Below are 22,822 nucleotides of genomic sequence, written 5' to 3'. Positions count from 1 at the left end.
CGATGACGCGCTGGTGCGGGCGGGTGCGTCAACCAAGCAGACACTGGCCCAACCACCCGGCGACACGGGCGGGGCAAAGCCGCCACCCGTGCGCCTCCGGTCTGGCTCAGCCGCGCGCGAGCGGTGCGAAGCGGGCGACCTGCTTGCCCACCATGCGCAATTGCTCGACCACCGCCGGGTCGTTCGCCCCGCCCTCGGCATCGAACTTGGTGATCGCGCTGTTGATCGCGGCGGCGAAAGGCGTCGGCCAGCCGCGCAGCGCATGGACGATCGATCGCAGCGCGGCGATCGTCGATCCCGTCGCCTGCCAGCCATAAGCAGTCGCGATCAGCCCCACCGGCATGTCGGCAAGATAGGTCCGCTCGGCATCGCGCGCGGTTTCCTCCAGCAGGTCGAGCGCGTTCTTCACCACGCCCGAAATGCTGCCGTGATAGCCGGGCGAGGCGATGATCAGCGCCGACGCGCCGCGCACCGCGTCGACGAATTCCTGCTCCTCGGCGGTGCGGCCGGGCGCCTTGGGGTCATAGAGCGGGAATTTCGCCATGTCGGCACCACCGAACAGGCGCGTGCAGAAACCCTGCTCGCCCGCCGCGTCCAGCGCGATCCGAAGCGCGCGTTCGGTGGAGGATATGCCACCAATGGTGCCGCCAATGCCCACGACCAACGGTCTGTCGTCCAATTGAAATGCTTTCTCTTCGCCGCTCATGCGCCTATCCCTCGCACGGTGCGCACCCTTGCGGCAACTGTCATACTGAAGTAATACGCCCGATGGCTGACCGCCGAGATGATTCCATGCGCCCGAGCTCCATGCGCCCTAACCCCTTCGATCCCAGCCAGCACGACGGTGGCCGCATCCGCTATCACCATGCCCCCGGCGAGGCGCGTGATCCCATGCCCGATTTCGCGGCGTGGCGCGACGGCGACCTGCCGGGCGAGGACGGAGCGGCGACAAGCCGCGCAACGCGCTTCCGCCTGCCACGGGTGTCGATGCGCTGGATCATGCGCGGGCTCGGGGCAGCCGTCATCCTGCTGGTGCTGGCGATCATCTGGCTGGCGATCACCGCGCCCTTGTCGCAATCGCTGAAACCGCCGACGCCCCCGTCGATCACGCTCACAGCGTCCGACGGCACGCCGATCGCGCGGCGCGGCGCAATCATCGCCCAGCCGGTCGATGCTGCGAAGCTGCCCGCGCATGTCCGCGAAGCGTTCATGGCGATCGAGGACCGGCGCTTCTATTCGCACTGGGGCATTGATCCGCGCGGCATTGCGCGTGCCGCCTGGGCGAATTTCGGCTCCGGCGGGGTGCGTCAGGGTGGCAGCACGATCACGCAGCAGCTGGCCAAAAACGCCTTTCTCGATTCCGATCGTACCGCCGCGCGCAAGATCCGCGAGGTCTTCATCGCCTTCTGGCTGGAGGCGTGGCTAAGCAAGGACGAGATCCTCTCCCGCTATCTGTCGAACGTCTATTTCGGCGACAACGTCTATGGCCTGCGCGCCGCGTCGAACCATTATTTCGGGCGGGAGCCGGAGAAGATGAACATCGGCCAGGCAGCGATGCTGGCCGGCCTCGTCAAGGCGCCGTCACGGCTCGCTCCGACCAGCAACCTGAAGGGCGCGCGCGATCGCCAGAAGGTGGTCGTCGCGGCGATGGTCGACGCCGGTTTCCTGACCAAAAGCGAGGCAGCCGACGTGCAGCCGCAGCGCGTCAAGGCGCGCCGCGCCCAGCAATTGCCCACCGGCACCTATTTCGCCGACTGGGTATTGCCCGATGCGCGCGACCAGGCCGGCGAGGTGCAGACCGAGGCGACGGTGCGCACCACGCTGGACCGCGATCTGCAGCGCTATGCCGAACGCGTCATCCGCCAGGCCGGATTGCGCCAGGCGCAGGCCGCGCTGGTGGCGATGAAGCGCAATGGCGAGGTCGTCGCGATGGTCGGCGGGCGCGATTACAAGAAAAGCCCGTTCAACCGCGCCACCCAGGCGAGGCGCCAGCCGGGATCGACGTTCAAGCTGTTCGTCTACCTCGCCGCGCTGCGCGCCGGCATGTCGCCCGACACGATCGTGGACGATTCGCCGGTCGAGATCGCCGGATGGAAGCCGAAGAACGACGACGGCCGCTATCTCGGCGACATCACGCTGCAACGCGCCTTCCAGCGATCCTCCAACGTCGTCGCCGCGCGACTGACGCAGGAGGTCGGCGTGCGCAACGTGATCCGCGCCGCGCGCGACCTCGGCATCACGACGCCGATCGCCAATGAAGCGACGATTGGGCTCGGCACGTCCGAAGTATCGCTGCTGGAACTGACCGCGGCCTTCGCCGGCGTGTCAGAGGGGCGCTATCCGGTGCAGCCGCATGGCCTGCGCAACGTTGCGGACAAGAGCTGGTACCAGGCGCTGACCGATGGCCAACGCACGATGCCGCGCCGCATCCATGACGACATGCTGACCCTGCTTGCCGCCTCGGTGCGCGGTACGGGCCGCGCGGCGGCGCTGTCGGTCGATGCTTATGGCAAGACGGGCACGTCGCAATCGGGCCGCGACGCGTGGTTCATCGGCTTTGCGGGCGATCTGGTCGTGGGCGTGTGGGTCGGCAATGACGACAATACCCCCAACCCCGGCCTTCACGGCGGCGGCATCCCGGCGCAGATCTGGCGCAACTTCATGGTCAGCGCACTCGATCTTGCGCCGGTCGTGAAGGCGCCGGTGGTCGAGGATGTCGATCCCGATGCCGGGCTGATCGCCGACGTCGAAAACGAAATCGCGCCGATCACCGCGCCGATCGAGGGGTTGGGGATGGATCTTCAGATCGGGCCGGATGGCTCGGTCAGCATCGCCCGTCCCGAGGGCCCGCCCCCGCCGCGCCGGCGCGAGGAACGCGAACCGGTCTTCGAGGACGGACCGCCAGGCTTCTACTAGTCGCGCCGCTCGCCGCTCGGGTCACGAGCGGCGGGCGCGTCCCTCATTCGGCCGCTTCCATCACGAGGCTGTCGTCCAGCGGGTGCGACAGCCGGTCCAGCATCTCGCGCGGAACCACCTGCCAGAACCGGCCGACGCTGCGGTCCCAATCCTCCAGGATGCCGCGCGACCATTTGGAATCGGTCGCCTTTGCATGACGCGCGATCAGATCGTGCAGCACCTGCGTCCAATGCGCTGAGGACAGCCGCTGCCAGGTGATGCTTTCCGGATTGGCGCGCCGGGCGAAGCTGTCGTCATGGTCATAGACGAACGCCATGCCGCCGGTCATGCCAGCGCCGAAATTCTGGCCGACGGCGCCCAGCACCACAGCCGTGCCGCCGGTCATATATTCGCAGCCGTTCGCGCCGCAGCCCTCGACCACCACCGTCGCGCCCGAGTTGCGGACCGCGAACCGCTCGCCCGCCTGTCCGGCCGCGAACAACGCGCCGGAGGTCGCACCATAGAGGACGGTGTTGCCGACGATCGTATTTTCCTGGCTGCGCAGCGGTGACGACACCGCCGGGCGCACCACGATGATGCCGCCGGACAGGCCTTTGCCGACATAATCATTGGCGTCGCCGAACACCTCCAGCGTGATGCCCTTGCACAGGAAGGCGCCCAGGCTCTGCCCGGCCGAGCCGCGCAGGCGGATCGTCACGTGATGGTCGTTGAGCGCGCTCATCCCGAAGGTGCGCGTGATCTCGCTCGACAGCCGCGTGCCGACCGCGCGGTGCGTGTTGCGCACCGAATAGGTCAGCTGCATCTTCTCGCGGCGCGAGAAGACGGCGGCGGCATCCTTGATGATCTGCGCGTCCAGGCTGTCAGGCACCTCGTTGCGGAAGGTGCTGAGCGAGAAGCGCCGCTCCGCGTCCGTGGCATCCACCTTGGCGAGGATCGGGTTGAGATCGAGGTCGTCGAGATGCTCCGCACCGCGGCTCACCTGCCGCAGCAGCTCGGTACGCCCGATCACTTCGTCGAGGCTGCGCACGCCCAGCCGCGCCAGGATGTCGCGCACTTCCTCGGCAATGAAGGTCATCAGGTTGATGACCTTTTCCGGCGTCCCGACGAACTTCTCGCGCAGCCGCGGATCCTGCGTGCACACGCCGACCGGGCAGGTGTTCGAATGGCACTGGCGCACCATGATGCAGCCCATCGCGACGAGGCTGAGCGTGCCGATGCCGAACTCCTCCGCCCCCAAGATTGCGGCGATCACGATGTCGCGCCCGACGCGAAGGCCGCCGTCGGTGCGCAGCTTGATCCGGCCGCGCAGGCCGTTCAGCGTCAGCACCTGGTTGACCTCGGAAAGGCCCATTTCCCACGGCGTGCCGGCATATTTGATGCTGGTCTGCGGGGAGGCGCCGGTGCCGCCGACATGGCCGGATACCAGGATCACGTCGGCATGCGCCTTGGCGACGCCCGCCGCCACCGTGCCGATGCCGGCGGAGGAGACGAGCTTCACGCACACCCGCGCCCGCGGATTAATCTGCTTCAGATCGTAGATCAGCTGCGCCAGATCCTCGATCGAATAGATGTCGTGGTGGGGCGGCGGGGAAATCAGCGTCACGCCCGGCGTCGCATGGCGCAGCTTGGCGATGAACTCGGTCACCTTGAAACCCGGCAGCTGCCCGCCCTCGCCAGGCTTGGCACCCTGCGCGACCTTGATCTCGATCTCATCGCAGGCGTTCAGATATTCCGCCGTCACGCCGAAGCGCCCCGACGCGATCTGCTTGATCACCGAATTGGCGTTGTCGCCATTCTCATACGGCTGATACCGGCTCTTGTCCTCGCCGCCTTCGCCCGACACGGCCTTGGCGCCGATGCGGTTCATCGCAATCGCCAGCGTCTCGTGCGCCTCCGGCGACAGCGCGCCCAGGCTCATGCCCGGCGTGATGAAGCGTTTGCGGATCTCGGTGATCGGCTCGACCTGATCGACCGGCACGCCCTCGGCCGGGAAGTTGAACTGCAACAGGTCGCGCAGATACACCGGCGGCAGATCCGCCACCCCGCGCGAAAATTGCAGATAGGTCGAATAGCTGTCGGTGCTGACGGAGGTTTGCAGCAGGTGCATCAGCTGCGCCGAATAGGCATGCGCCTCCCCGGTATGCCGCTGGCGATAGAAGCCGCCGATCGGCAGGTTCACCACCGCGTCGTCATAAGCGGCATCGTGCCGCCCCTTCGCGTTGACGTGGAGCGAGGCATAGCCCTCGCCCGAGATCTTCGCCGGCATCCCCGGGAAGAAATCGTTCACCAGCGCGCGGGACAGGCCCACCGCCTCGAAGTTGTAGCCGCCACGATAGCTGGAGATCACCGCGATCCCCATCTTCGACATGATCTTCAGCAGCCCTTCCTCGATCGCCTTACGATGCCGCTTCAGGCACTCCTCCAGGCTGAGGTCACCGAACAGCCCGCGCGACTGACGATCGGCGATTGCGGCTTCCGCCAGATAGGCGTTCACCGTGGTCGCGCCCACGCCCACCAGCACCGCATAATAATGGGTGTCGAGGCATTCGGAGGTGCGCACGTTGATTGAGGCGTAGGAGCGCAGGCCCCGCCGCACGAGATGCGTGTGCACGGCCGCGGCCGCCAGCACGCCGGGGATCGCGATCCGCGCCGGTCCGACATGTTCGTCGGTGATGAAGATCTCGCTCTTGCCCTGGCGCACCGCCTGTTCCGCCTCGTTGCGGATGCGCTGGATCGCGGCGCGCAGCTTTTCCGGCCCGCCGTCCGCCTCGAACGTGGCATCGATCTCGGCCGCGGCGTTGTTGAAATAGGTCTTCAGCCGTGCCCAGTCCGTCGACGTCAGCACAGGCGAATCGAGCACCAGCACGCGCTCGCGCCGATCCTCGGTGTCGAGGATGTTGGCGAGATTGCCGAACCGCGTCTTGAGGCTCATCACATGGCGTTCGCGCAGCGAATCGATCGGCGGGTTCGTCACCTGGCTGAAATTCTGCCGGAAGAACTGACTGATCAGCCGCGGCTTGTCGGAAATGACGGCGAGTGGCGTATCATCGCCCATCGATCCGATCGCTTCCTTTGCCGTTTCCACCATCGGCGCCAGGATCAGCTCCATGTCCTCCAGCGTCTGGCCAGCGGCGACCTGGCGCCGCGCGAGTTCGGCACGGTCATAGCGCGGTACGCCTGCGGCGGGCGGCGGCGGCAGATCCTCGATCGTCGCGAAATTGCCGATCATCCCGGCATAATCGGCCTCGCCGGCGATCCGGTCCTTGACCTCGCGATCATGGTACAGCCGCCCCTCGGCCAGATCGACCGCGATCATCTGCCCCGGCCCCAGCCGGCCCTTGGCAACGATCGTCGATTCCGGAACAACCACCATGCCGCTTTCCGATCCCACGATCAGCAGGCCGTCGGCGGTCTGGGTGTAGCGCAGCGGGCGAAGCGCGTTGCGGTCCATCCCCGCCACCGCCCAGCGGCCATCGGTCATCGCCAGCGCGGCCGGGCCGTCCCACGGCTCCATCACCGAGGCGAGATATTGATACATCGCGGCATGCGCGGGCGGCATGTCACCGCTGACGTCGCCCTGCCATGCCTCGGGTACCAGCATCAGCTTCGCGGTCGGCGCATCGCGGCCCGAACGACAGATCGCCTCGAAGGTCGCGTCGAGCGCCGCCGTGTCGGATGCGCCCGCCGGGATCACCGGCTTGATGTCCTCCGAATGCTCGCCGAACGCGATCGACGCCATGCGGATCTCGTGGCTCAGCATCCAGTTCTTGTTGCCGCGGATCGTGTTGATCTCGCCGTTATGCGCCAGGCACCGGAACGGCTGGGCGAGCCACCATTGCGGGAAGGTGTTGGTGGAATAACGCTGGTGGAAGATCGCGACCCGGCTTTCGAAGCGCTTGTCGGTCAGGTCCGGGTAGAACACCGACAGGCTCTCGGCCAGGAACAGCCCCTTGTAGATGATCGACCGGCAGCTCAGCGAACAGATGTAAAATCCCTGGATCTGCGCCGCGATCACCCGCTTCTCGATGCGGCGGCGGACCAGATACAGGTTCTTCTCGAACTCGGCCTCGTCGACCGCCTCGGGCAGCGGGCCGGCGATCATGATCTGCTCGATCTCCGGCCGCGTGGCCTGCGCCTTCAGGCCGATGACGCTGACGTCGACCGGCACCTGGCGCCAGCCATAGATGGTGTAGCCCGCCTCAATAATCGCGCTCTCGACGATGGTGCGGCACGTCTCCTGCGCGGCGAGATCGGTGCGCGGCAGGAACACCATGCCGACGGCGAGCCGATTGGGCAGCACCTTGTGCCCGCCCATCGCGATCGCATCGTCGAAGAACCGCACGGGCAGGTCGACATGCAGGCCGGCGCCGTCGCCGGTCTTGCCATCGGCGTCGACCGCACCGCGATGCCACACCGCCTTCAGCGCATCGATCGCGGACTGGACGACGCGGCGCGACGGCTTGCCATCAGTCGCCGCGACCAGGCCAACGCCACAGGCGTCGCCTTCGAACTCGGGACGGTACATGCCATGGGTGGCGAGATATTCGCGCTGATCCATCACGCGGCCTCCTTCGCGGTCGATGCCGCGGCCTTGCTCTTCAGATATTGGTGCATCGATGCGGCCACGTCGCGCCCGTCGCGGATCGCCCACACCACCAGGCTGGCGCCGCGCACGATGTCGCCCGCCGCGAACACCCCGTCGAGGCTGGTCATCAACGTCCTCGAATCGACCAGCACCGTGCCCCAGCGGGTGACGCCCAGCTCAGGCGCATCCCACAGATGCGGCAGTTCCTCGGCATCGAAGCCCAGTGCCTTGATCACCATGTCCGCCGGCATGTCGATCGGCCCGCCCGGGTCCACCTCCGGCGCGCGGCGGCCACTTGCATCGGGCGCGCCCAGCCGCATGCGATTGGCGCGCACCGCCGTGACCTTCTCGTCTCCCACAAAGGAATGCGGCGCGGACAGCCAGACGAATTCGGCGCCTTCCTCTTCCGCATTGGCCACTTCGCGCTGCGACCCGGGCATGTTGGCGCGGTCGCGGCGATAGAGGCATTTCACGCTCTTCGCGCCCTGGCGGATCGCGGTGCGCACGCAATCCATCGCGGTATCGCCGCCACCGATCACGACCACATTCTTGCCCGCGGCATCCAGCCCGCCATTGTCGAAGGCGGGCACCGAATCGCCGAAGCTCTTGCGGTTGGAAGCGGTGAGATAGTCGAGCGCGGCGATCACGCCGGCGGCATCGTTGCCCGGCACGTCAATCGCCCGCGCCTTATAGACACCGGTCGCGATCAGCAGCGCATCATGCCGCGCGCGCAGGTCCGCAAGCGAGGCATCATCGCCGACTGTAAAGCCCTCGTGAAAGACGATCCCGCCCGCCTTCAGCCGGTCGACCCGGCGCATCACCACCGGCTTCTCCAGCTTGAAGCCCGGGATCCCATAGGTCAGCAGCCCGCCGGCGCGATCGTGCCGGTCATAGACATGCACCTCATAACCATTGGCGCGCAGATATTCCGCTGCGGTCAGCCCGGCCGGACCGGCCCCGATCACGCCGACCGACTGGCCGCGCGCGGGGCCCGGCACCAGCGGCTCGACCCAACCTTCTTCCCAGGCGGTGTCGGTGATGAACTTCTCGACCGAGCCGATCGTCACCGCGCCATGGCCGGAGAATTCGATGACGCAATTGCCTTCGCACAGGCGGTCCTGCGGACAGATCCGTCCACAAATTTCCGGCATGGTGGAGGTCGCGTTGGACAGCTCATAGGCTTCGCGCAGCCGCCCTTCGGCGGTCAGCCGCAACCAGTCGGGGATGTGATTGTGAAGCGGGCAATGCACCGTGCAGTAAGGCACGCCGCATTGCGAACACCGCCCCGCCTGCTCCTCGGCGCGCGGCACCGCATAGCGATCCGCAATCTCGCGAAAGTCCTCCGCACGCGCGTCCGGCGCCCGCTTGTCCGGGTAGGATTGCGGGGTGACGACGAAACGAAGCATGGAATCAGCAGCCATAAGCCCTCCGCCGACGTGGTTCTCACATCGGCCGGATGCCATCAAGTCAACATTGCTGTCCTATTTTCCAGCCTGCCCCGTTAGATCGTCAGTCCGCACGTATTTTTCCGGAGATAATAGTCCTGTTCCGGACCTACTTTGCTGCGAGCACCAGCAGAGCAACGCTCCCGGCGACGATTCGGTACCAGGCGAACGGCGCGAAACCGTGCTTCGTCACCACAGCCATGAACGCTTTCACCACCACCAGCGCGACGACGAACGACACCAGCGCGCCGACGCCGATCAGCTGCAGGTCATTGGCGGTGATCGCATCACGATGCTTGTACATCTGAAGCACCGTGGCGCCGGTCAGCGTCGGCAGCGCCAGGAAGAAGGAGAATTCCGCAGCCGTGCGGCGATCAATGCCGAACGCCATCGCGCCCATGATCGTCGCGCCCGACCGGCTCACGCCCGGGATCATCGCCATGCACTGGACCAGGCCGATCTTCACCGATTGCGACACCGAAACGCCCGAGATGCCCCCGACGTCGCGGGTTTTCGCCAGTCGCTCGACGATCAGGATCGCGACCCCGCCTATGATCAGCGCCCAGGCGACGACGACGGCATTTTCCAGCAGCGCCTCGATCTGGTCGTTGAAGGCGAGGCCCAGCGCAACCGCAGGGATGAACGCGATCAACAGGTTACGGACGAAGGCGATCGAGTGTTTCTCGCCCTTCATCAGGCCGGACAGCACCGCCATGAACGTGCGCCAGTACAGCACCACGATCGCCAGGATCGCGCCTGGCTGGATGGCGATGTTGAACACCGCCCAGCGCTGCGGATCATAGCCCAGCAACTCGGTGGCGAGGACGAGATGGCCGGTGGAGGATACCGGCAGGAATTCGGTCACGCCCTCGACAATACCGAGGAGGATGGCGGTCAGCAGATCGGACATGGGTGCCTTTCAGGTCACGCGCCGCCCAGGTCCGGGCGCGCGCGAAAAAACGCGCGCGAAACGATGCTCAGGCGGCGGTGGGACGGGCAAAGCGGCCGTTGCGCTGGTAGCGCACCAGCCAGCCCGGCGCGACGCTCGCCAGCGGCGTTGCGGTGATGCCCAGCGCGGTCAGCCCCTCGGCACCCGGCGTCACCACCGTGTCCTTCTGCAGCAGCTTCCACTGATCGGGCGAGACCGGGATGAACGGCACCGCCGCCAGCACTCCGCCCAGCGCGTCGGGCACCCGGACGAACGACGGACGGCGGCCGATGGCGCGCGCAATCCACTGATTCAGCTCCATCATGGTGAACACGTCCGGTCCGCCGAGCTCGAAGGTGCGCCCACCGTAAGTCGCCGGATCGGAGAGCGCGGCGACCACCGCGTCACCCACGTCACCCGCGAACACCGGCTGGAAACGGGTGTCGGGCTTCAGCACCGGCACCACGGGCAGCCGCGCGATCATGCCGGCAAACATGTTGATGAACTTGTCCTCCCGCCCGAACACGGTGGACGGGCGCAGGATCGTCGCGGCCGGGAACGCCTCGCGCACGGCCGCCTCGCCTTCGCCCTTGGTGCGGGCGTAATAGGAATCGCCATCGGCATTCGCCCCGATCGCCGAAACGTGCACCAGCGCCTGGACGCCCGCCTCGCGCGCCGCGCTGGCCAGCGCTTGCGGGCCATCGACATGGATGCGCAACAGGTCGCCGGTGAAGCTGCCGACCAGATTCACCACCGCGTCCGATCCCGCGACGGCGCGCACCAGCGTATCGGGGCGGGTGATATCCGCCGCCACGAACTGGGTCTGCCCCAGGCCGCCGAGCGGCTTCAGAAACCAGGCCTCGCGCGGATCGCGCTGCGCGATGCGCACGCGGGCGCCAGCGGCAAGCAGGGTCTGCGCGACGTACCGGCCGAGAAAACCGCCACCGCCGATCAGCGTGACCAGTTTGTCCTTCATTTAACGCTCCGCCGAGGAAAAATTCGCTTTGCCCCTAGCCGTGCGATGTACCTGTTGACAAGGCTGCCACCTGGGCCCTAGAGGCGCCGGCCTACCCCGTGCCCAGATGGCGGAATTGGTAGACGCACCAGCTTCAGGTGCTGGCGATCGCAAGGTCGTGGAGGTTCGAGTCCTCTTCTGGGCACCACTTTTCCGGTCAGGGATGGGCACTGCGCCCTCCCTGACGGAAAATCACGGCGAGCTTCGCCTTTCTTCCTCCGATCGTCTATCCGGAATAACCACCGCACTAGCGCCAGCGGCGGGAACCGACGGTTTTTCTTGCACCTGGCATTGCGCTTGGTCGGCCGCATCACGTTGCATCGTCAGTCCCCGCCCGCTCCAGCAGCGCCGCGTCGATCACCCTGACATGGCCGTAGCCCCTGCCGATCGCCCCTGCCCGCTCCAGCGCCGCGAGATGCGCATTCACCGCTTTTCGAGAAAGGCCGCACAGCTCGGCCAGGTCCGATTGCGACAGCGGCGCCTCCCCGACCGCGGCAAACGGCAGCAGCCGCCGCGCGATCCGCGCGCGGGGCGGCAGCGCCAGCATCTGCGCCAGCGAATGAACGCTCGCGTCCAGCTGCGCATAGACGAGCGTGCTGACCGACTGCCACAACAGCGGCTCCTCGGCACCGACGCGCGCCAGCGCGGCATCGCTGACCGTGAACACGCGGCTCGGCGGCCCGGCGCGCGCGGTCACGATCCGTGGGCCGCCGCCATGCCGCTGTGACTGGCCAAAGGCGCCGCCGGCCTGCGCCACGCCGACCAGGATGGTGCGATCATCGACCATCGCCTCCAGCCGCAGCATGCCGCTGAGCACCATCACCAGCCCCGTCGCATCATCGCCCTCGCCATAGACCCATTGCCCCGCCCCAAGCGCCCGCAGGCGCCCAGCCGCGGCAAGGCGGTCCCGCAGCGTACCCGGCTGGCGAGCAAACCAGCGACTGACCCGAAGCTCCTCCAGCAGCATGCGCCAAATGTAACCCGCGGGACATTTTCAGGCCAGCCGCGGCGGTACGGTCAGCAGCAACCAACAAGGAGAGGATCAATGGCGATACCCGAAATGCACCCTCTGGCGGCGCATGTCGGCGTAGAGGCGCACGGCGTCGACCTGAACACGGCGGCGGTACGGTCAGCAGCAACCAACAAGGAGAGGATCAATGGCGATACCCGAAATGCACCCTCTGGCGGCGCATGTCGGCGTAGAGGCGCACGGCGTCGACCTGAACACGATCGACGACGCGGGGTTCGACGCGCTGCGGCGGGCGGTGGCGGACCACGGCGTCCTGTTCGTCCGCGACCAGACCCTGACGCCCGAACAGCATATCGCTTTCGCCCGGCGCTGGGGGCCGATCGACGTCAACAAATACTTCCCGGCGAACGGCGGCTACCCGGAAATCGCCGAGGTGCGAAAGGCGGAGAATCAGCAGACCAATATCGGCGGCGGCTGGCATACCGATCACAGTTATGACCAGGTGCCCGCCATGGGTTCGATCCTGCTGGCGCGCGAGACGCCGCCGACCGGCGGGGACACGCTGTTCGCCAGCCTCGGTGCGGCCTTCGACAGCCTGTCCGACGGCCTGAAAACGACGCTGCGCGGCCTGCGCGCGGTCCATTCGGCCGATCACATCTACAGCGCCGACGGCATCTACGCGAAGACCGATCAGGCCGCCGATCTGAAGGGCCATGACGAGCGTACCCGCGCCGTCCACCCGGTGATCATCCGGCACCCGCAGACCGGGCGCGAGATCCTGTACGTCAATCCCGCCTTCACGCTCCATTTCGAAGGCTGGACGCGGGAGGAGAGCATGCCGCTGCTGACCTACCTCTATCAGGTGGCGATGCAGGATCGGTTCCACTGCCGCGTCAGCTGGGCACCGGGGTCGCTCGCCATCTGGGACAACCGCTCAACCTGGCATCTCGCCATGAACGATTATCACGGGCACCGGCGGCTGATGCACCGCATCACGATCTCGGGCGAGCCGCTGCACTGATCGCCCCGCGGCGCCCGCCCGCGGCTGGATCAGATGGTCATGCCCTGCAGCAGCCGCGGCAGCGCGCCGCTCTCGCCGCGCGCCTCCGCCATGAAGCGGTCCTTCAGCGGCGGGATGGCGTTGACGGCGGAAATGCCGAAGCGGCGCACCGCGCTCGCCGTTCGCCCCGGAATGCCGAACAGGCGGGTCAGCACGTCGGTCGCGCCCGCGACCATCATCGTGTCGAGGCTGCGCCAGCGCCGATAGCGGTCAAGCAATTGCGCATCGCCCGCCTCCAGCCCGAGGCGTCGTCCCTCGACCAGCACTTCGGCCAGCGCCGCGACATCGCGGAAGCCAAGGTTCAGCCCCTGGCCCGCGATCGGGTGAATACCATGGGCGGCGTCGCCGACCAGCGCCAGCCGCTCGGCGGTGATCGTGGCGGCATGGTGAAAGCCCAGCGGATAGCTCGCGCGCGGGCTCGCCTTGTAGAGGGTGCCAAGGAACCCGCCCATCCGCTTCTCCGCCTCCGCGAGGAAGGCGCGGTCGGACAGTTTCAGCATCGCCGGGCCCTGCGCCTGCTTCACTGACCAGACGATGGCGCAGCGATGCCCGTCATCGTCGTCGACCAGCGGCAGCAGCGCGAAGGGGCCGGTGGGATAGAAGATCTCGAACGCGATGCTTTCATGCGGCCGCTCATGGTGGAACGCACCGATGATCGCGGCATGATCGTAGCGCCAATTGGCGGTGGTGATGCCCGCCGCGGCGCGGGTGGGCGAGTTGCGCCCCTCGGCAGCGACCAGCAGCGACGCGGTGACCATGCTGCCGTCGCTCAGCGTCGCGCGCACGCCACTGGCAGAGCGATCGACCTCGACCGCACGGGTCAGCGGGCGGAAGTCGACATTGCTCTCGCTCATGCTGTCGGCCAGCGCGCGGCGCAGCGCGCGATTCTCGTACATCGTGCCCAGCGCGCCATCATCGGCATCGGGAATGAAATCGAGCGCACCCGGCTCCAGCCCGTCGCTGACGCGGATCTGCCGGATCGCGCACCCCTGCCCGCGTAGCCGGTCGGCGACGCCGATCGCCTCCAGCATCCGGTGGCTCGCGCTGGCGATCGCGGAGGCGCGCCCGTCGAACCCGGCCGACAGCGTGACCGCCGGGTCCGCCGGATCGACGACGATGGTCGAAATGCCGTGGCGATCGAGCGCCAGCGCCAGCGTCGCGCCGACCAGCCCGCCACCCAGGATCAGGACGTCCGCGTGTTGCATGTGAGTCATCCGATACGCTCTTTTCCGCCGCCAGCCTGTCGCTGCCGCTTATGACAAGTCCCCCGGGGCTCTAGCGGTTGCATCGCCCCGGCGAAAGCACAGGCCCAGCGAAAGCACAGGCCCAGTGAAAGCATAGGCCCAGCGAAAGCAGAGCCAGGGCCCACGCGGCGCTCAGCGCAAGCCGATGATCGCGATCTGCCGGCCGTAATCGGGCTCGCTCCGGTGCGTCGCGCGGCGATAGCTGAAGAAGCGGTCCTCATCGGCATAGGTATCCAGCCCCAGCGCCTCGATCCGCTGCACCCCTGCGCTCGCCAGCCGATGCGTGACATAGGCCTCAAGGTCGAACTTGGCGTGGCCCGCGCGGGCATCGACGAAGAACCGCTCATTCGCGGGATCCTCCTCCTCGAAGCGGCGGCGGAACGCCTCGTCCACCTCATAGCTGGCGCGCGCGATGCACGGGCCGATCGCGGCGGCGATCCGATCGCGTTGCGCGCCGAGCGCCTCCATCGCGGCAATCGTCGTGTCGGTGACCCCGCCGATCGCGCCTTTCCACCCCGCATGGGCGGCGCCGACGACGCCCGCCTCCCGGTCGGCCAGCAGCACGGGCGCGCAATCGGCGGTCAGGATGCCGAGCGCGAGGCCCGGCCGGTCAGTGACCATCGCATCGGCACGCGGGCGTTCGGCCACGTCCTGCGTGATCGTCACGCAATCGGCCGAATGCACCTGGAAACAGGTGACGAGCGGCGCGCGCCCAAACACCGCCGCCACCGCGCGTCGGCGGTTTTCATCGACCGCGGCACGATCATCGTCGGAGCCAAGCCCGACGTTGAGCCCGCCATGCAGCCCCTGCGACACCCCGCCGCGCCGACCGAGGAATCCATGCGCCACGTCGCCCAGACTGCGCGCCCGGATCACTTCCACACCGTTCCCGTCGCCGCCGCTCAAACCTACGCCGCTATCCATATCAACTCCGCTCACAATTCGCGCCGCATGATGAGGTCGCGGTCGATCTGCGACCCGGTCTGGAACGCATAATCGCCGACATGGACGAAGCCGTGCTTGGCGTAAAAGGCGCGCGCTCGGCCATTTTCTTCCCAGACGGTCAGCAGGACCGCGCTCTTTTCGCGGCTGCGCGCGACGTCATAAGCCCAGTCGAGCAGCCGGGCGGCCACGCCGCTGCCATGCCGCGCGGGATCGACGTACAATTGGTGGAGATGAAGCGCGTCGTCGGTCGGCACCTCGCCCGCAAAGAAGGTCGGCCCCAGCTTGCAATAACCGACCACCCCCGCGCCATCGACCGCCAGCTGGAAGTCGAACGCGGGGTCGAGCAACTGGCGGCGCAGCGTTCCCGCCGCGCCATAATGCTGCGCCACATAAGCCGCGATGTCGTCTGCGGGCGCCGAATGGCCAAAGGTCGCCAGCCACACCGCGCGTGCCATCGTGTCGAGCGGCTCGGCGTCGGCGGGCGTCGCCGGGCGATAGTCGATCATGCGAAACCGGCCGGCTTGGGCCAGTCGGGATGGCGCATCGCCAGCACCTTGAACAAGGTGCCCATGGCGACGACCAGCCGCTCGCGATCCGGCGCCACCCTGGGCCCCAGCGCCGCGGCGCGCGCATCGATGCCCAGCCGCGTCAGGAAATCGCCCTGTCCCACGGGCCCGGAAACGATCGCGCCGCTCGCCGTCCCCACCATGCCCAGCGTCGCGAAATCGACATGCGCGGTCAGATCGCGGTCGCCCGGCTCCTCGAACGGATTGGCAAAATCGTGGCCGCGCACCGCCTGCAGCGTCTCGCCTACCGCCGGGCCCTCATAGCCATAATCGATTGCGAGCAGCGCGCCGCCCTGCGCCACGATCCGCGCGGCGAGCACGCGCATGATCCCCACGCTGGCGGGCGAGGTCTCGATGATCGCACCAACCGGCGAATCGCGCAGATGCTCGGGAATGATGCTGTCCGGAACGGTCGCGCCGCCGATCGGCAGGAACAACGTGTCTTGGCAGGCGACCAGCCGCTCGCGCCATCCCGCCGGCCCGCGCACCAGCTGGCGGATCGGCAACGCGTCGAAGAATTCATTGGCGATGATGATCAGCGGGCGATCGGTCGGCAGGTCCTCGACATCGTCATGCCACACCGCCTGCGGCACCGCCGCCGCCTGCCGCGTGCGCAGCGTTGGGCTGGTCTCGACGAAGTGAACCGGCGGGGTGAAGCCGGCCTTTGCAGCGGCGCGCAAGGCATCCGCGGTCAACGTGCCGCGCCCCGGCCCCAATTCCACCCAGCGCACCTCGGGCCGTCCTGCGCGGTCCCACAGGTCGGCGGCCCACAGGCCGATCAGCTCGCCGAACATCTGGCTGATCTCGGGCGCGGTGGTGAAATCACCCTCCGCGCCCAGCGGGTCACGCGTCGCATAATAATGCGCGTTGGCGGCGGCCATGAACTGGCTGACCGGGATCGGCCCGCCCAGCGCGATCGCGCGGGCGAGGCGTTCGGGAAGGTTGCCCTCCATCGGGTCGGGCGAAGCGGGAACGGCGGGGTCACTCATCAGCCCGGCGACATGCCCGCCGCCGCCGCGCGCCGCAACCCGGGCGCATACGGGCAGGCATTGCTCAGGCGGCGGCACCAGCCAGGCGCAGGCGCGCATTCTCGAACGGCATGCCCTCGTCGTCCACCACCCGCCGCGACACCTCCTGAAAGCCGATCCGCCGATAGAAACGCATCGCTGCCGCGTTCAGGACATAGACGTCCAGTTCCAACTCGCCCCGCAGCGCCATCGCATGGTCGATCAACCGGCGGCCGATTCCCCGCCCCTGCATCTGCGGCGCCACGAAGAGCCCACCGACAAAGGAATCGAGCAGGCTGATGAACCCGACCGGGGCGCCCTCGATCGTCGCCACCCATGTCTCGGAATGCGGAAGGTACTGGTCCTCGATCAGCGAACGCTGCTCGATCAGGCGCTGCTCCCCGATGAAGGAATGGGCGATCAGGCAGGCGTCGAGCCAGACCTGCGACAATGTCGTCGTGTCGGCTGCTCCGGCGAAAGGGCGGATGATGATGGGCTGACTGGGCATGATATCCGCGCGAATGGGTTTAGCCGGAAGATTGATGGCAATGGGATCCCCCTTGCCGTTCAGGTCGCCAGCCGATCGATCATCGCCATCGCCCCATGCGGCGCGCGCACCTTGGCGCCGTTGATGAAGAACACGAATGTCTCGCGCGGCCGCACCGGCGCTGGCTCTGCCGCGACATAGGGCAGCCCCTCCGGCTGCTGGCCCGCCGCCCAGCCACGCGCCACCTGCGTCCAGCGGTCGAGCGCAGCGGGGGCATAGCCGGCCGGCTCCTCCTCCACCGCATTTTCCAGCCGGGCATAGACGAAGTCACCCGACACATCGGCGATCGCGGGATAGCTCGCCGAATCACCGAACACGATGGCGACGCCCGCCGCGCGGCACAGCGCAACGAACTCGGGCACCGCGAAACTGTCGTGTCGCACCTGCACCGCGTGACGCAGCGCGACGCCCTCATGCGCCGCCGGCAACAGCGCCAGGAAAGCGGCGAAATCCTGCGCATCGAATTTTCGCGTGGCGGCGAATTGCCACAGGATCGGCCCCAGCCGGTCGCCCAGCTCGACGATCCCCTGTCCAACGAATCGCGCAACGGATTCGCCCGCCTCCGCCAGCACCTTGCGCGTCACGCAATAGCGCGACGCCTTCAGCGCAAAGACGAAGCCGTCGGGCGCCGTCTTGGCCCAGCCGGCAAAGGTCGCCGGCTTGAAGCTGGAGTAGAAGGTGCCGTTCACCTCGATCGCGGTGAGATGGCTCGCGGCATATTCCAGCTCGCGCTTGATCGGCCATTTCGGGGGATAGAAGGTTCCGCGCCAGGGCTCGAAGGTCCAGCCGCCAATGCCAACGCGAATCGGTGCATCCGTCATGCCCGATGTGTAGCGCGCCGGACGCCCAAGCGAACCCCGCCCGCGAAACGCGCTGCGCCCGCGAAACAAGTCGCGACATCCAATGATGTGGCGGGCTGTGCTGATGATTGGCGCGAGATCATTCTCGCTGGGTCGCTGCCCTGATTGGCAGCGACTGGAGCGGGCGAAGGGATTCGAACCCTCGACCCCAACCTTGGCAAGGTTGTGCTCTACCCCTGAGCTACGCCCGCTCTGGCGCCGTGTCCCGGATGCTTCCGGGCTGGGTGAGGCGCGGCCACTAGCAGCGACTTTTTGACCCTGCAACCCCAAAATATTCAGAAACGTTACGTCACCGTCTGAAACATTGACCGAAGCGGCCCTTCCCCTTTAGTCCGCCCCTTGCATGACCGCCCCTACCATATTGCTCGTGGAGGACGATCCGGCGCTGCGTATGCTCACCGCTCGCGCGCTCCAGGAAAACGGCTTCAACGTCCGGCCCGCCTCGGCCGCGCCCGAAATGTGGCTCGCGCTTGATTCGGGCCCGGTCGATCTCGTGCTGCTCGATATCATGTTGCCGGGCACCAGCGGGATCGATCTGTGTCGATCGCTGCGCCAGAAAAGCGACGTGCCGATCATCTTCATGTCGGCGCGCTCCAGCGAAACCGATCGCGTGGTCGGGCTGGAGCTTGGCGCGGACGATTACATCGCCAAGCCGTTCGGCGTGCGCGAGCTCGTCGCGCGCGTGCGCGCCGTGCTGCGCCGTCCGGCGCTCGATCGCCGCTCGGGTGAGGGCGACCATGGCATGCTCCGCTTCGAAGGCTGGACGGTGAACCTGCCGCGCCGTGAGCTGACCTCGCCGACCGGCGCCTCTGTCGACCTGACCGGCGCGGAATTCGATCTGCTGGTGGCGCTTGCCGATCATGCGCAGCGCGTGATCGCGCGCGAACGCCTGATCGAATTGTCGCGCACACGCCTCGGCGACAGTTCGGACCGCTCGATCGACGTGCTGGTCAGCCGGCTGCGGCGCAAGCTGTCGAGCGCGGGCGAACAGGCCCCGATCGTCACCGTGCGCGGCGTCGGCTACATGCTCAACGTTCCCGTGGAGCGCAGTTGAGGCGCTGGATCCCCTCCGTCGGCCTGCTCGGGCAGGTCGTCGCGATTCTCCTCCTCACCATGGTCATCGAGTTCGGCGTGTCGACCGCGCTGTACGAGCGGGCGAGCGAGTTTTCCGTCCGGGATGACGAGGCACGGCGCCTCGCCGAACATCTCGTCATCACCCGCCGGCTGATGGAGGATCGCTCGGCGTCGCAGCGGCCGGCGCTGGCGAACGAGCTGACCACCGATCGCTACGAAGTGCAGTGGCACGATGCCACGTTGGTACCGCCCGCCCCCGATCCCGCGCTCGATCCGATGCGCCGCCAGATTGTCGAGTGGGAGCCGGCCTTGCGCACCGGCGACATCCGGCTCCGGCTGATCGCGCCGGCGCGCAATTCCAAGGTGATGGGGGCGCTGCGGCTGCGCGATGGCAGCTGGCTGCAATTCCGCACGCTGGAGGCGGTGGCGAAGCTCGACTTCGCCTATGAACGCGTGCTGCTGGGGCTGGTCCCGGCGGTCGCGCTGATGATTCTCGGCGGCCTGATGCTGCGCCGGACGCTCAAACCGCTCAAGCAACTGGCGGAGGCGGCTGATCGTGTCGGCCATTATGAGGTCGGCTCGGTCCCGGAGGACGGCCCGCGTGAGGTTCGGCGACTGGTCACGGCGTTCAACCGGATGCAGGCGCGAATCGCCGCGCTGATCGAGGCGCGCACCCAGTCGCTCGCCGCGGTCGGCCACGACCTGCGCACCCCGCTTGCCCGGCTGCGGCTGCGCACCGAATCGATTCCCAGCGACGAGGTGCGCGCCGCGATCGGGCAGGACGTGTCCGAAATGGAGGCGATGATTGCGTCGCTGCTCGCCTTCCTGGGCGGCGATAGCGATCCGGAGAAGCCCACCGCGCTCGATCTCGCCGTGCTGTGCGCGACGCTGGTCGATGACGCGACCGACCGCGGTCATGAGGCGACCTATGTCGGCCCCGACCATTTCGAGCTGCGGCTGCGTCGCCTCGCCATGAAGCGCGCGCTGACCAACCTCGTCGAAAATGCGCTCCATTATGGGGAGCGGGTCACCGTCGTGCTGGAACCGGGCGACGGGGTGGTGACGATTCGCGTGATGGATGACGGGCCGGGCATTCCCGAAAACCAGATGGACGCGGTGCTCGAACCGTTCGTGCGGCTCGACCCGGCGCGCGGGCGCGACACGGTTGGCTTCGGACTCGGCCTGCCGATCGTCGTGCAGGCGATCGCGGCAGAGGGTGGGCAGCTGATGCTGTCCAACCGCGCCAGCGGCGGATTGGTGGCCACGGTCACCTTACCCATCACCCGCCTCGCCTGATCCACCAGACATTAAATGTAACGTTGGCGCTGCGGTCCAGAAAAGCGCAGCAACTAAATAAGCTGTTCCAGTTTTTTTAGGAGCAGCCCCGTGAACGAACTCATCGGCCGCGTCTTCGACTTCGAAAAGAAGGTCTATGAAGATAGCCGCGCGCTTTATTCGAAGCTCGCCAATCATGGGCAGGAACCAAAGGCGCTGATCATCAGCTGCGCGGATTCGCGTATTGTGCCTGAGCAGATCATGCAGGCGCAGCCGGGCGACCTGTTCGTCTGCCGCAACGCCGGCAACATTGTGCCGCCTTACGCGACACAGAATGGCGGCGTCACCTCCACGGTCGAATACGCCATCGCGGCTCTCGGCATCCGCGACATCATTGTCTGCGGTCACTCCGATTGCGGCGCGATGAAGGGCCTGGCTGGCGATCCGGCGAAGCTTGAGCCGATGCCCAACGTCGCCGCCTGGCTGCGTCACGGCTCCGCCGCCCGCCAGGTCGTCGATTCAAGCTATACCGAACTGGAGGATGGCGCCCGCATCCGCGCGATCAGCCTCGAGAACGTCGTGGTTCAGCTCGCGCACCTGCGCACCCATCCGTCGGTCGCCGCCGGCATCGCGCGCGGCGAGATCGCGCTGCACGGCTGGTTCGTCGACATCCACAATGGCCAGATGCTGGCGCTGAACGGCGAAACCTCGCGGTTCGAGGCCGTCCGTGCCGACAAGCCGCTGCCGGTCGCCCTTCCCGCCGGGAAGCGCCTGGCGGCTGACTTCATCATGCAAGAGGCAGCCGAGTAATGAGACAGGATGCGATCGAGCGCCCTGGCGTCTCCATACCTTCATTGAAGTTCTTCGGTCGGGACTTCACCGCCTCGATCGTGGTCTTCCTCGTCGCGATGCCCCTTTGCATGGGCATCGCGATCGCTTCTGGCGTGGCACCGGAAAAGGGCCTGATCACCGGCATCATCGGCGGCATCGTCGTCGGTGCGCTGGCGGGTTCCCCGCTTCAGGTGTCGGGCCCCGCCGCTGGCCTCGCGGTCATCGTCTTCGAACTGGTGCGTGATCTTGGCCTGTCGGCACTGGGTCCGATCCTGATTCTCGCTGGCGGGATTCAGGTGGTCGCCGGCATCTTCCGCCTCGGCGGATGGTTCCGCGCGATCAGCCCGGCAGTGGTCCACGGCATGCTTGCGGGCATCGGCGTGCTGATCGTCGTCGGCCAGTTCCACGTGCTGTTCGATCACAAGCCGCTGTCGTCGGGCCTCGAGAATCTGGCAGCGATGCCGGGGCGCCTGCTCGGCCTGTCGTCGGACCTGCGCGCCACCGAACTCGCCTTCATGATCGCGCTGCTCACCATCGGCGGCATGGTCGGCTGGGAGAAATTCCGCCCGAAATCGTTGCGCCTCGTGCCGGGCGCGCTCGTCGGCGTCGTTGCGGCGACGCTGCTCACCGTCATCCTCGGCCTCGACGTCGCCAAGGTCGTCGTTCCCGAATCGATCATCGGCGCGATCACCCCGCCCGAAAGCGGCTTCCTGGGCCGTTTCGCCGAACCGGCCATCCTGACCGCCGCGGTCGCCATCGCCTTCATCGCCTCGGCCGAAACGCTGCTGTCGGCAGCCGCGGTCGACAAGATGCACGACGGCGTGCGCACCGACTATAACAAGGAACTGCGCGCGCAGGGCATCGGCAACCTCCTGTGCGGTTTCGCCGGCTCGCTGCCGATGACGGGCGTGATCGTGCGTTCGTCCGCCAATGTGCAGGCCGGCGCTGTCACCCGGTCGTCGGCGATCCTGCACGGCGTCTGGATCCTCGGCTTCGTCGCGCTGCTGCCGTGGCTGCTGCGCGCCATCCCGATGGCGTCGCTGGGCGCGGTGCTGGTCGTCACTGGCTGGCGCCTGGTCAGCCTGAAGCATGCGCAGCACCTGTATCGTGACTATGGCGTCCTGCCGGTCGTGATCTGGGCCGCGACGCTGATCATGGTGGTCGCCACCGATCTGCTGACCGGCGTTCTGGTCGGCATCGGCCTGACGGTGCTGGAACTGGTGCCCAACCTGCGCCGCCTCCGCCTGCGCGTGTTCGAGCAGCAGGAGGGCGAATCGCACGCCATTTCGCTGGACGGCGCGGCGACCTTCGTCACCCTGCCCAAGCTGTCGGCCACGCTCGATCGCGTGCCCGCAGGCGCCCCGGTCCGCCTCGACGTGTCGAAGCTCGATGCGGTGGACCATACGTCGGCGGAATTGCTGCGTGACTGGTTCCAGCGTCGCAAGGCGGCTGGTACGCCAGTCGAATTGCGCGGCCAGCGCGGGCGCATCGCCGCGCTCGCGGTCTGACCATCAACCACTAACAACGACCCACCCGGAAACACTTTGACGCAAT

At 67.3% G+C, this 22,822-nt stretch carries 18 protein-coding genes and 2 tRNA genes; 7 read left to right on the top strand and 13 right to left on the bottom strand.

Features of this window, described 5'->3' with window-relative positions:
- Positions 1-106 precede the first annotated feature (106 nt).
- Positions 107-679: an NADPH-dependent FMN reductase gene (locus CA236_RS09450; protein ID WP_241212592.1), complete on the bottom strand. Its 573-nt coding sequence runs from the start codon at positions 677-679 to the stop codon at positions 107-109.
- 128 nt (positions 680-807) lie between these two features.
- Here CA236_RS09450 and CA236_RS09445 point away from each other — a divergent pair, with 128 nt between their 5' ends.
- Positions 808-2,916 carry a transglycosylase domain-containing protein gene (locus CA236_RS09445; RefSeq protein WP_241212591.1) on the top strand — a complete coding sequence of 703 codons (2,109 nt, stop codon included), beginning with the start codon at positions 808-810 and terminating at the stop codon, positions 2,914-2,916.
- Between the two features lie 43 nt (positions 2,917-2,959).
- Here the strand turns inward: CA236_RS09445 and gltB are convergent, their stop codons facing one another.
- The 4 genes from gltB to CA236_RS09425 form a co-directional block, all read right to left on the bottom strand.
- Positions 2,960-7,474, bottom strand: coding sequence for a glutamate synthase large subunit (gene gltB / locus CA236_RS09440; protein WP_125945400.1), 4,515 nt, complete (start codon positions 7,472-7,474; stop codon positions 2,960-2,962).
- A complete protein-coding gene (locus CA236_RS09435) occupies positions 7,474-8,922 on the bottom strand; it encodes an NAD(P)-dependent oxidoreductase (protein ID WP_125945399.1) in 1,449 nt (482 codons plus the stop codon). Before CA236_RS09435 ends, gltB begins: the two co-directional genes overlap by 1 nt.
- A gap of 133 nt (positions 8,923-9,055) precedes the next feature.
- The gene (locus tag CA236_RS09430) at positions 9,056-9,856 is read right to left on the bottom strand and encodes an undecaprenyl-diphosphate phosphatase (RefSeq protein WP_046407926.1); all 801 of its coding nucleotides are present in this window, start codon (positions 9,854-9,856) and stop codon (positions 9,056-9,058) included.
- A 67-nt stretch (positions 9,857-9,923) separates the two neighbouring features.
- Positions 9,924-10,850, bottom strand: a complete 927-nt coding sequence (locus CA236_RS09425) for a complex I NDUFA9 subunit family protein (RefSeq protein ID WP_125945398.1) — start codon at positions 10,848-10,850, stop codon at positions 9,924-9,926.
- A gap of 100 nt (positions 10,851-10,950) precedes the next feature.
- Between CA236_RS09425 and CA236_RS09420 the strand changes: the two genes are divergently transcribed.
- Positions 10,951-11,037, top strand: a tRNA-Leu gene (locus tag CA236_RS09420).
- Positions 11,038-11,199: 162 nt separating this feature from the next.
- On the opposite strand, the gene CA236_RS09415 is transcribed toward CA236_RS09420, so the two are convergent.
- The gene (locus tag CA236_RS09415) at positions 11,200-11,856 is read right to left on the bottom strand and encodes a Crp/Fnr family transcriptional regulator (protein WP_125945397.1); all 657 of its coding nucleotides are present in this window, start codon (positions 11,854-11,856) and stop codon (positions 11,200-11,202) included.
- 190 nt (positions 11,857-12,046) lie between these two features.
- Between CA236_RS09415 and CA236_RS09410 the strand changes: the two genes are divergently transcribed.
- Positions 12,047-12,880, top strand: a complete 834-nt coding sequence (locus CA236_RS09410; protein ID WP_125945396.1) for a TauD/TfdA family dioxygenase — start codon at positions 12,047-12,049, stop codon at positions 12,878-12,880.
- 29 nt (positions 12,881-12,909) lie between these two features.
- On the opposite strand, the gene CA236_RS09405 is transcribed toward CA236_RS09410, so the two are convergent.
- From CA236_RS09405 to CA236_RS09375, 7 genes are all read right to left on the bottom strand, one after another.
- Positions 12,910-14,124, bottom strand: coding sequence for a UbiH/UbiF/VisC/COQ6 family ubiquinone biosynthesis hydroxylase (locus tag CA236_RS09405; RefSeq protein ID WP_125945447.1), 1,215 nt, complete (start codon positions 14,122-14,124; stop codon positions 12,910-12,912).
- 171 nt (positions 14,125-14,295) lie between these two features.
- The gene (gene pgeF / locus CA236_RS09400; RefSeq protein ID WP_125945395.1) at positions 14,296-15,087 is read right to left on the bottom strand and encodes a peptidoglycan editing factor PgeF; all 792 of its coding nucleotides are present in this window, start codon (positions 15,085-15,087) and stop codon (positions 14,296-14,298) included.
- Positions 15,088-15,098: 11 nt separating this feature from the next.
- Complete coding sequence (locus CA236_RS09395; RefSeq protein WP_125945394.1) at positions 15,099-15,614, bottom strand: N-acetyltransferase; 516 nt, start codon at positions 15,612-15,614, stop codon at positions 15,099-15,101.
- Positions 15,611-16,663 carry an SAM-dependent methyltransferase gene (locus tag CA236_RS09390; protein ID WP_125945393.1) on the bottom strand — a complete coding sequence of 351 codons (1,053 nt, stop codon included), beginning with the start codon at positions 16,661-16,663 and terminating at the stop codon, positions 15,611-15,613. The genes CA236_RS09395 and CA236_RS09390 overlap by 4 nt, the downstream gene beginning before the upstream one ends.
- A gap of 64 nt (positions 16,664-16,727) precedes the next feature.
- Positions 16,728-17,189: a GNAT family N-acetyltransferase gene (locus CA236_RS09385; RefSeq protein WP_125945392.1), complete on the bottom strand. Its 462-nt coding sequence runs from the start codon at positions 17,187-17,189 to the stop codon at positions 16,728-16,730.
- 59 nt (positions 17,190-17,248) lie between these two features.
- Positions 17,249-18,049 (bottom strand): DUF72 domain-containing protein, encoded by an 801-nt coding sequence (locus tag CA236_RS09380; RefSeq protein WP_125945391.1) that lies wholly within the window; start codon positions 18,047-18,049, stop codon positions 17,249-17,251.
- Between the two features lie 155 nt (positions 18,050-18,204).
- A tRNA-Gly gene (locus CA236_RS09375) sits at positions 18,205-18,279 on the bottom strand.
- 152 nt (positions 18,280-18,431) lie between these two features.
- Here CA236_RS09375 and CA236_RS09370 point away from each other — a divergent pair.
- The 4 genes from CA236_RS09370 to CA236_RS09355 all read left to right on the top strand — a co-directional run bounded on the left by CA236_RS09370 (position 18,432) and on the right by CA236_RS09355 (position 22,776).
- Entirely contained in the window at positions 18,432-19,142 is a 711-nt protein-coding gene (locus CA236_RS09370) for a response regulator transcription factor (protein WP_046406678.1), read from the top strand.
- On the top strand, positions 19,139-20,458 hold the full coding sequence (locus CA236_RS09365; RefSeq protein WP_125945390.1) for an ATP-binding protein: 1,320 nt from the start codon (positions 19,139-19,141) through the stop codon (positions 20,456-20,458). Before CA236_RS09370 ends, CA236_RS09365 begins: the two co-directional genes overlap by 4 nt.
- 90 nt (positions 20,459-20,548) lie before the next feature.
- Positions 20,549-21,247 (top strand): carbonic anhydrase, encoded by a 699-nt coding sequence (locus tag CA236_RS09360; protein WP_046406681.1) that lies wholly within the window; start codon positions 20,549-20,551, stop codon positions 21,245-21,247.
- Complete coding sequence (locus tag CA236_RS09355; RefSeq protein WP_046406683.1) at positions 21,247-22,776, top strand: SulP family inorganic anion transporter; 1,530 nt, start codon at positions 21,247-21,249, stop codon at positions 22,774-22,776. Before CA236_RS09360 ends, CA236_RS09355 begins: the two co-directional genes overlap by 1 nt.
- Positions 22,777-22,822 lie beyond the last annotated feature (46 nt).

Origin of the sequence: Sphingomonas sp. ABOLG (assembly GCF_003950435.1) — a bacterium.
GTDB lineage: Bacteria > Pseudomonadota > Alphaproteobacteria > Sphingomonadales > Sphingomonadaceae > Sphingomonas > Sphingomonas panaciterrae.
This window is presented reverse-complemented; position numbering and strand designations above follow the sequence as displayed.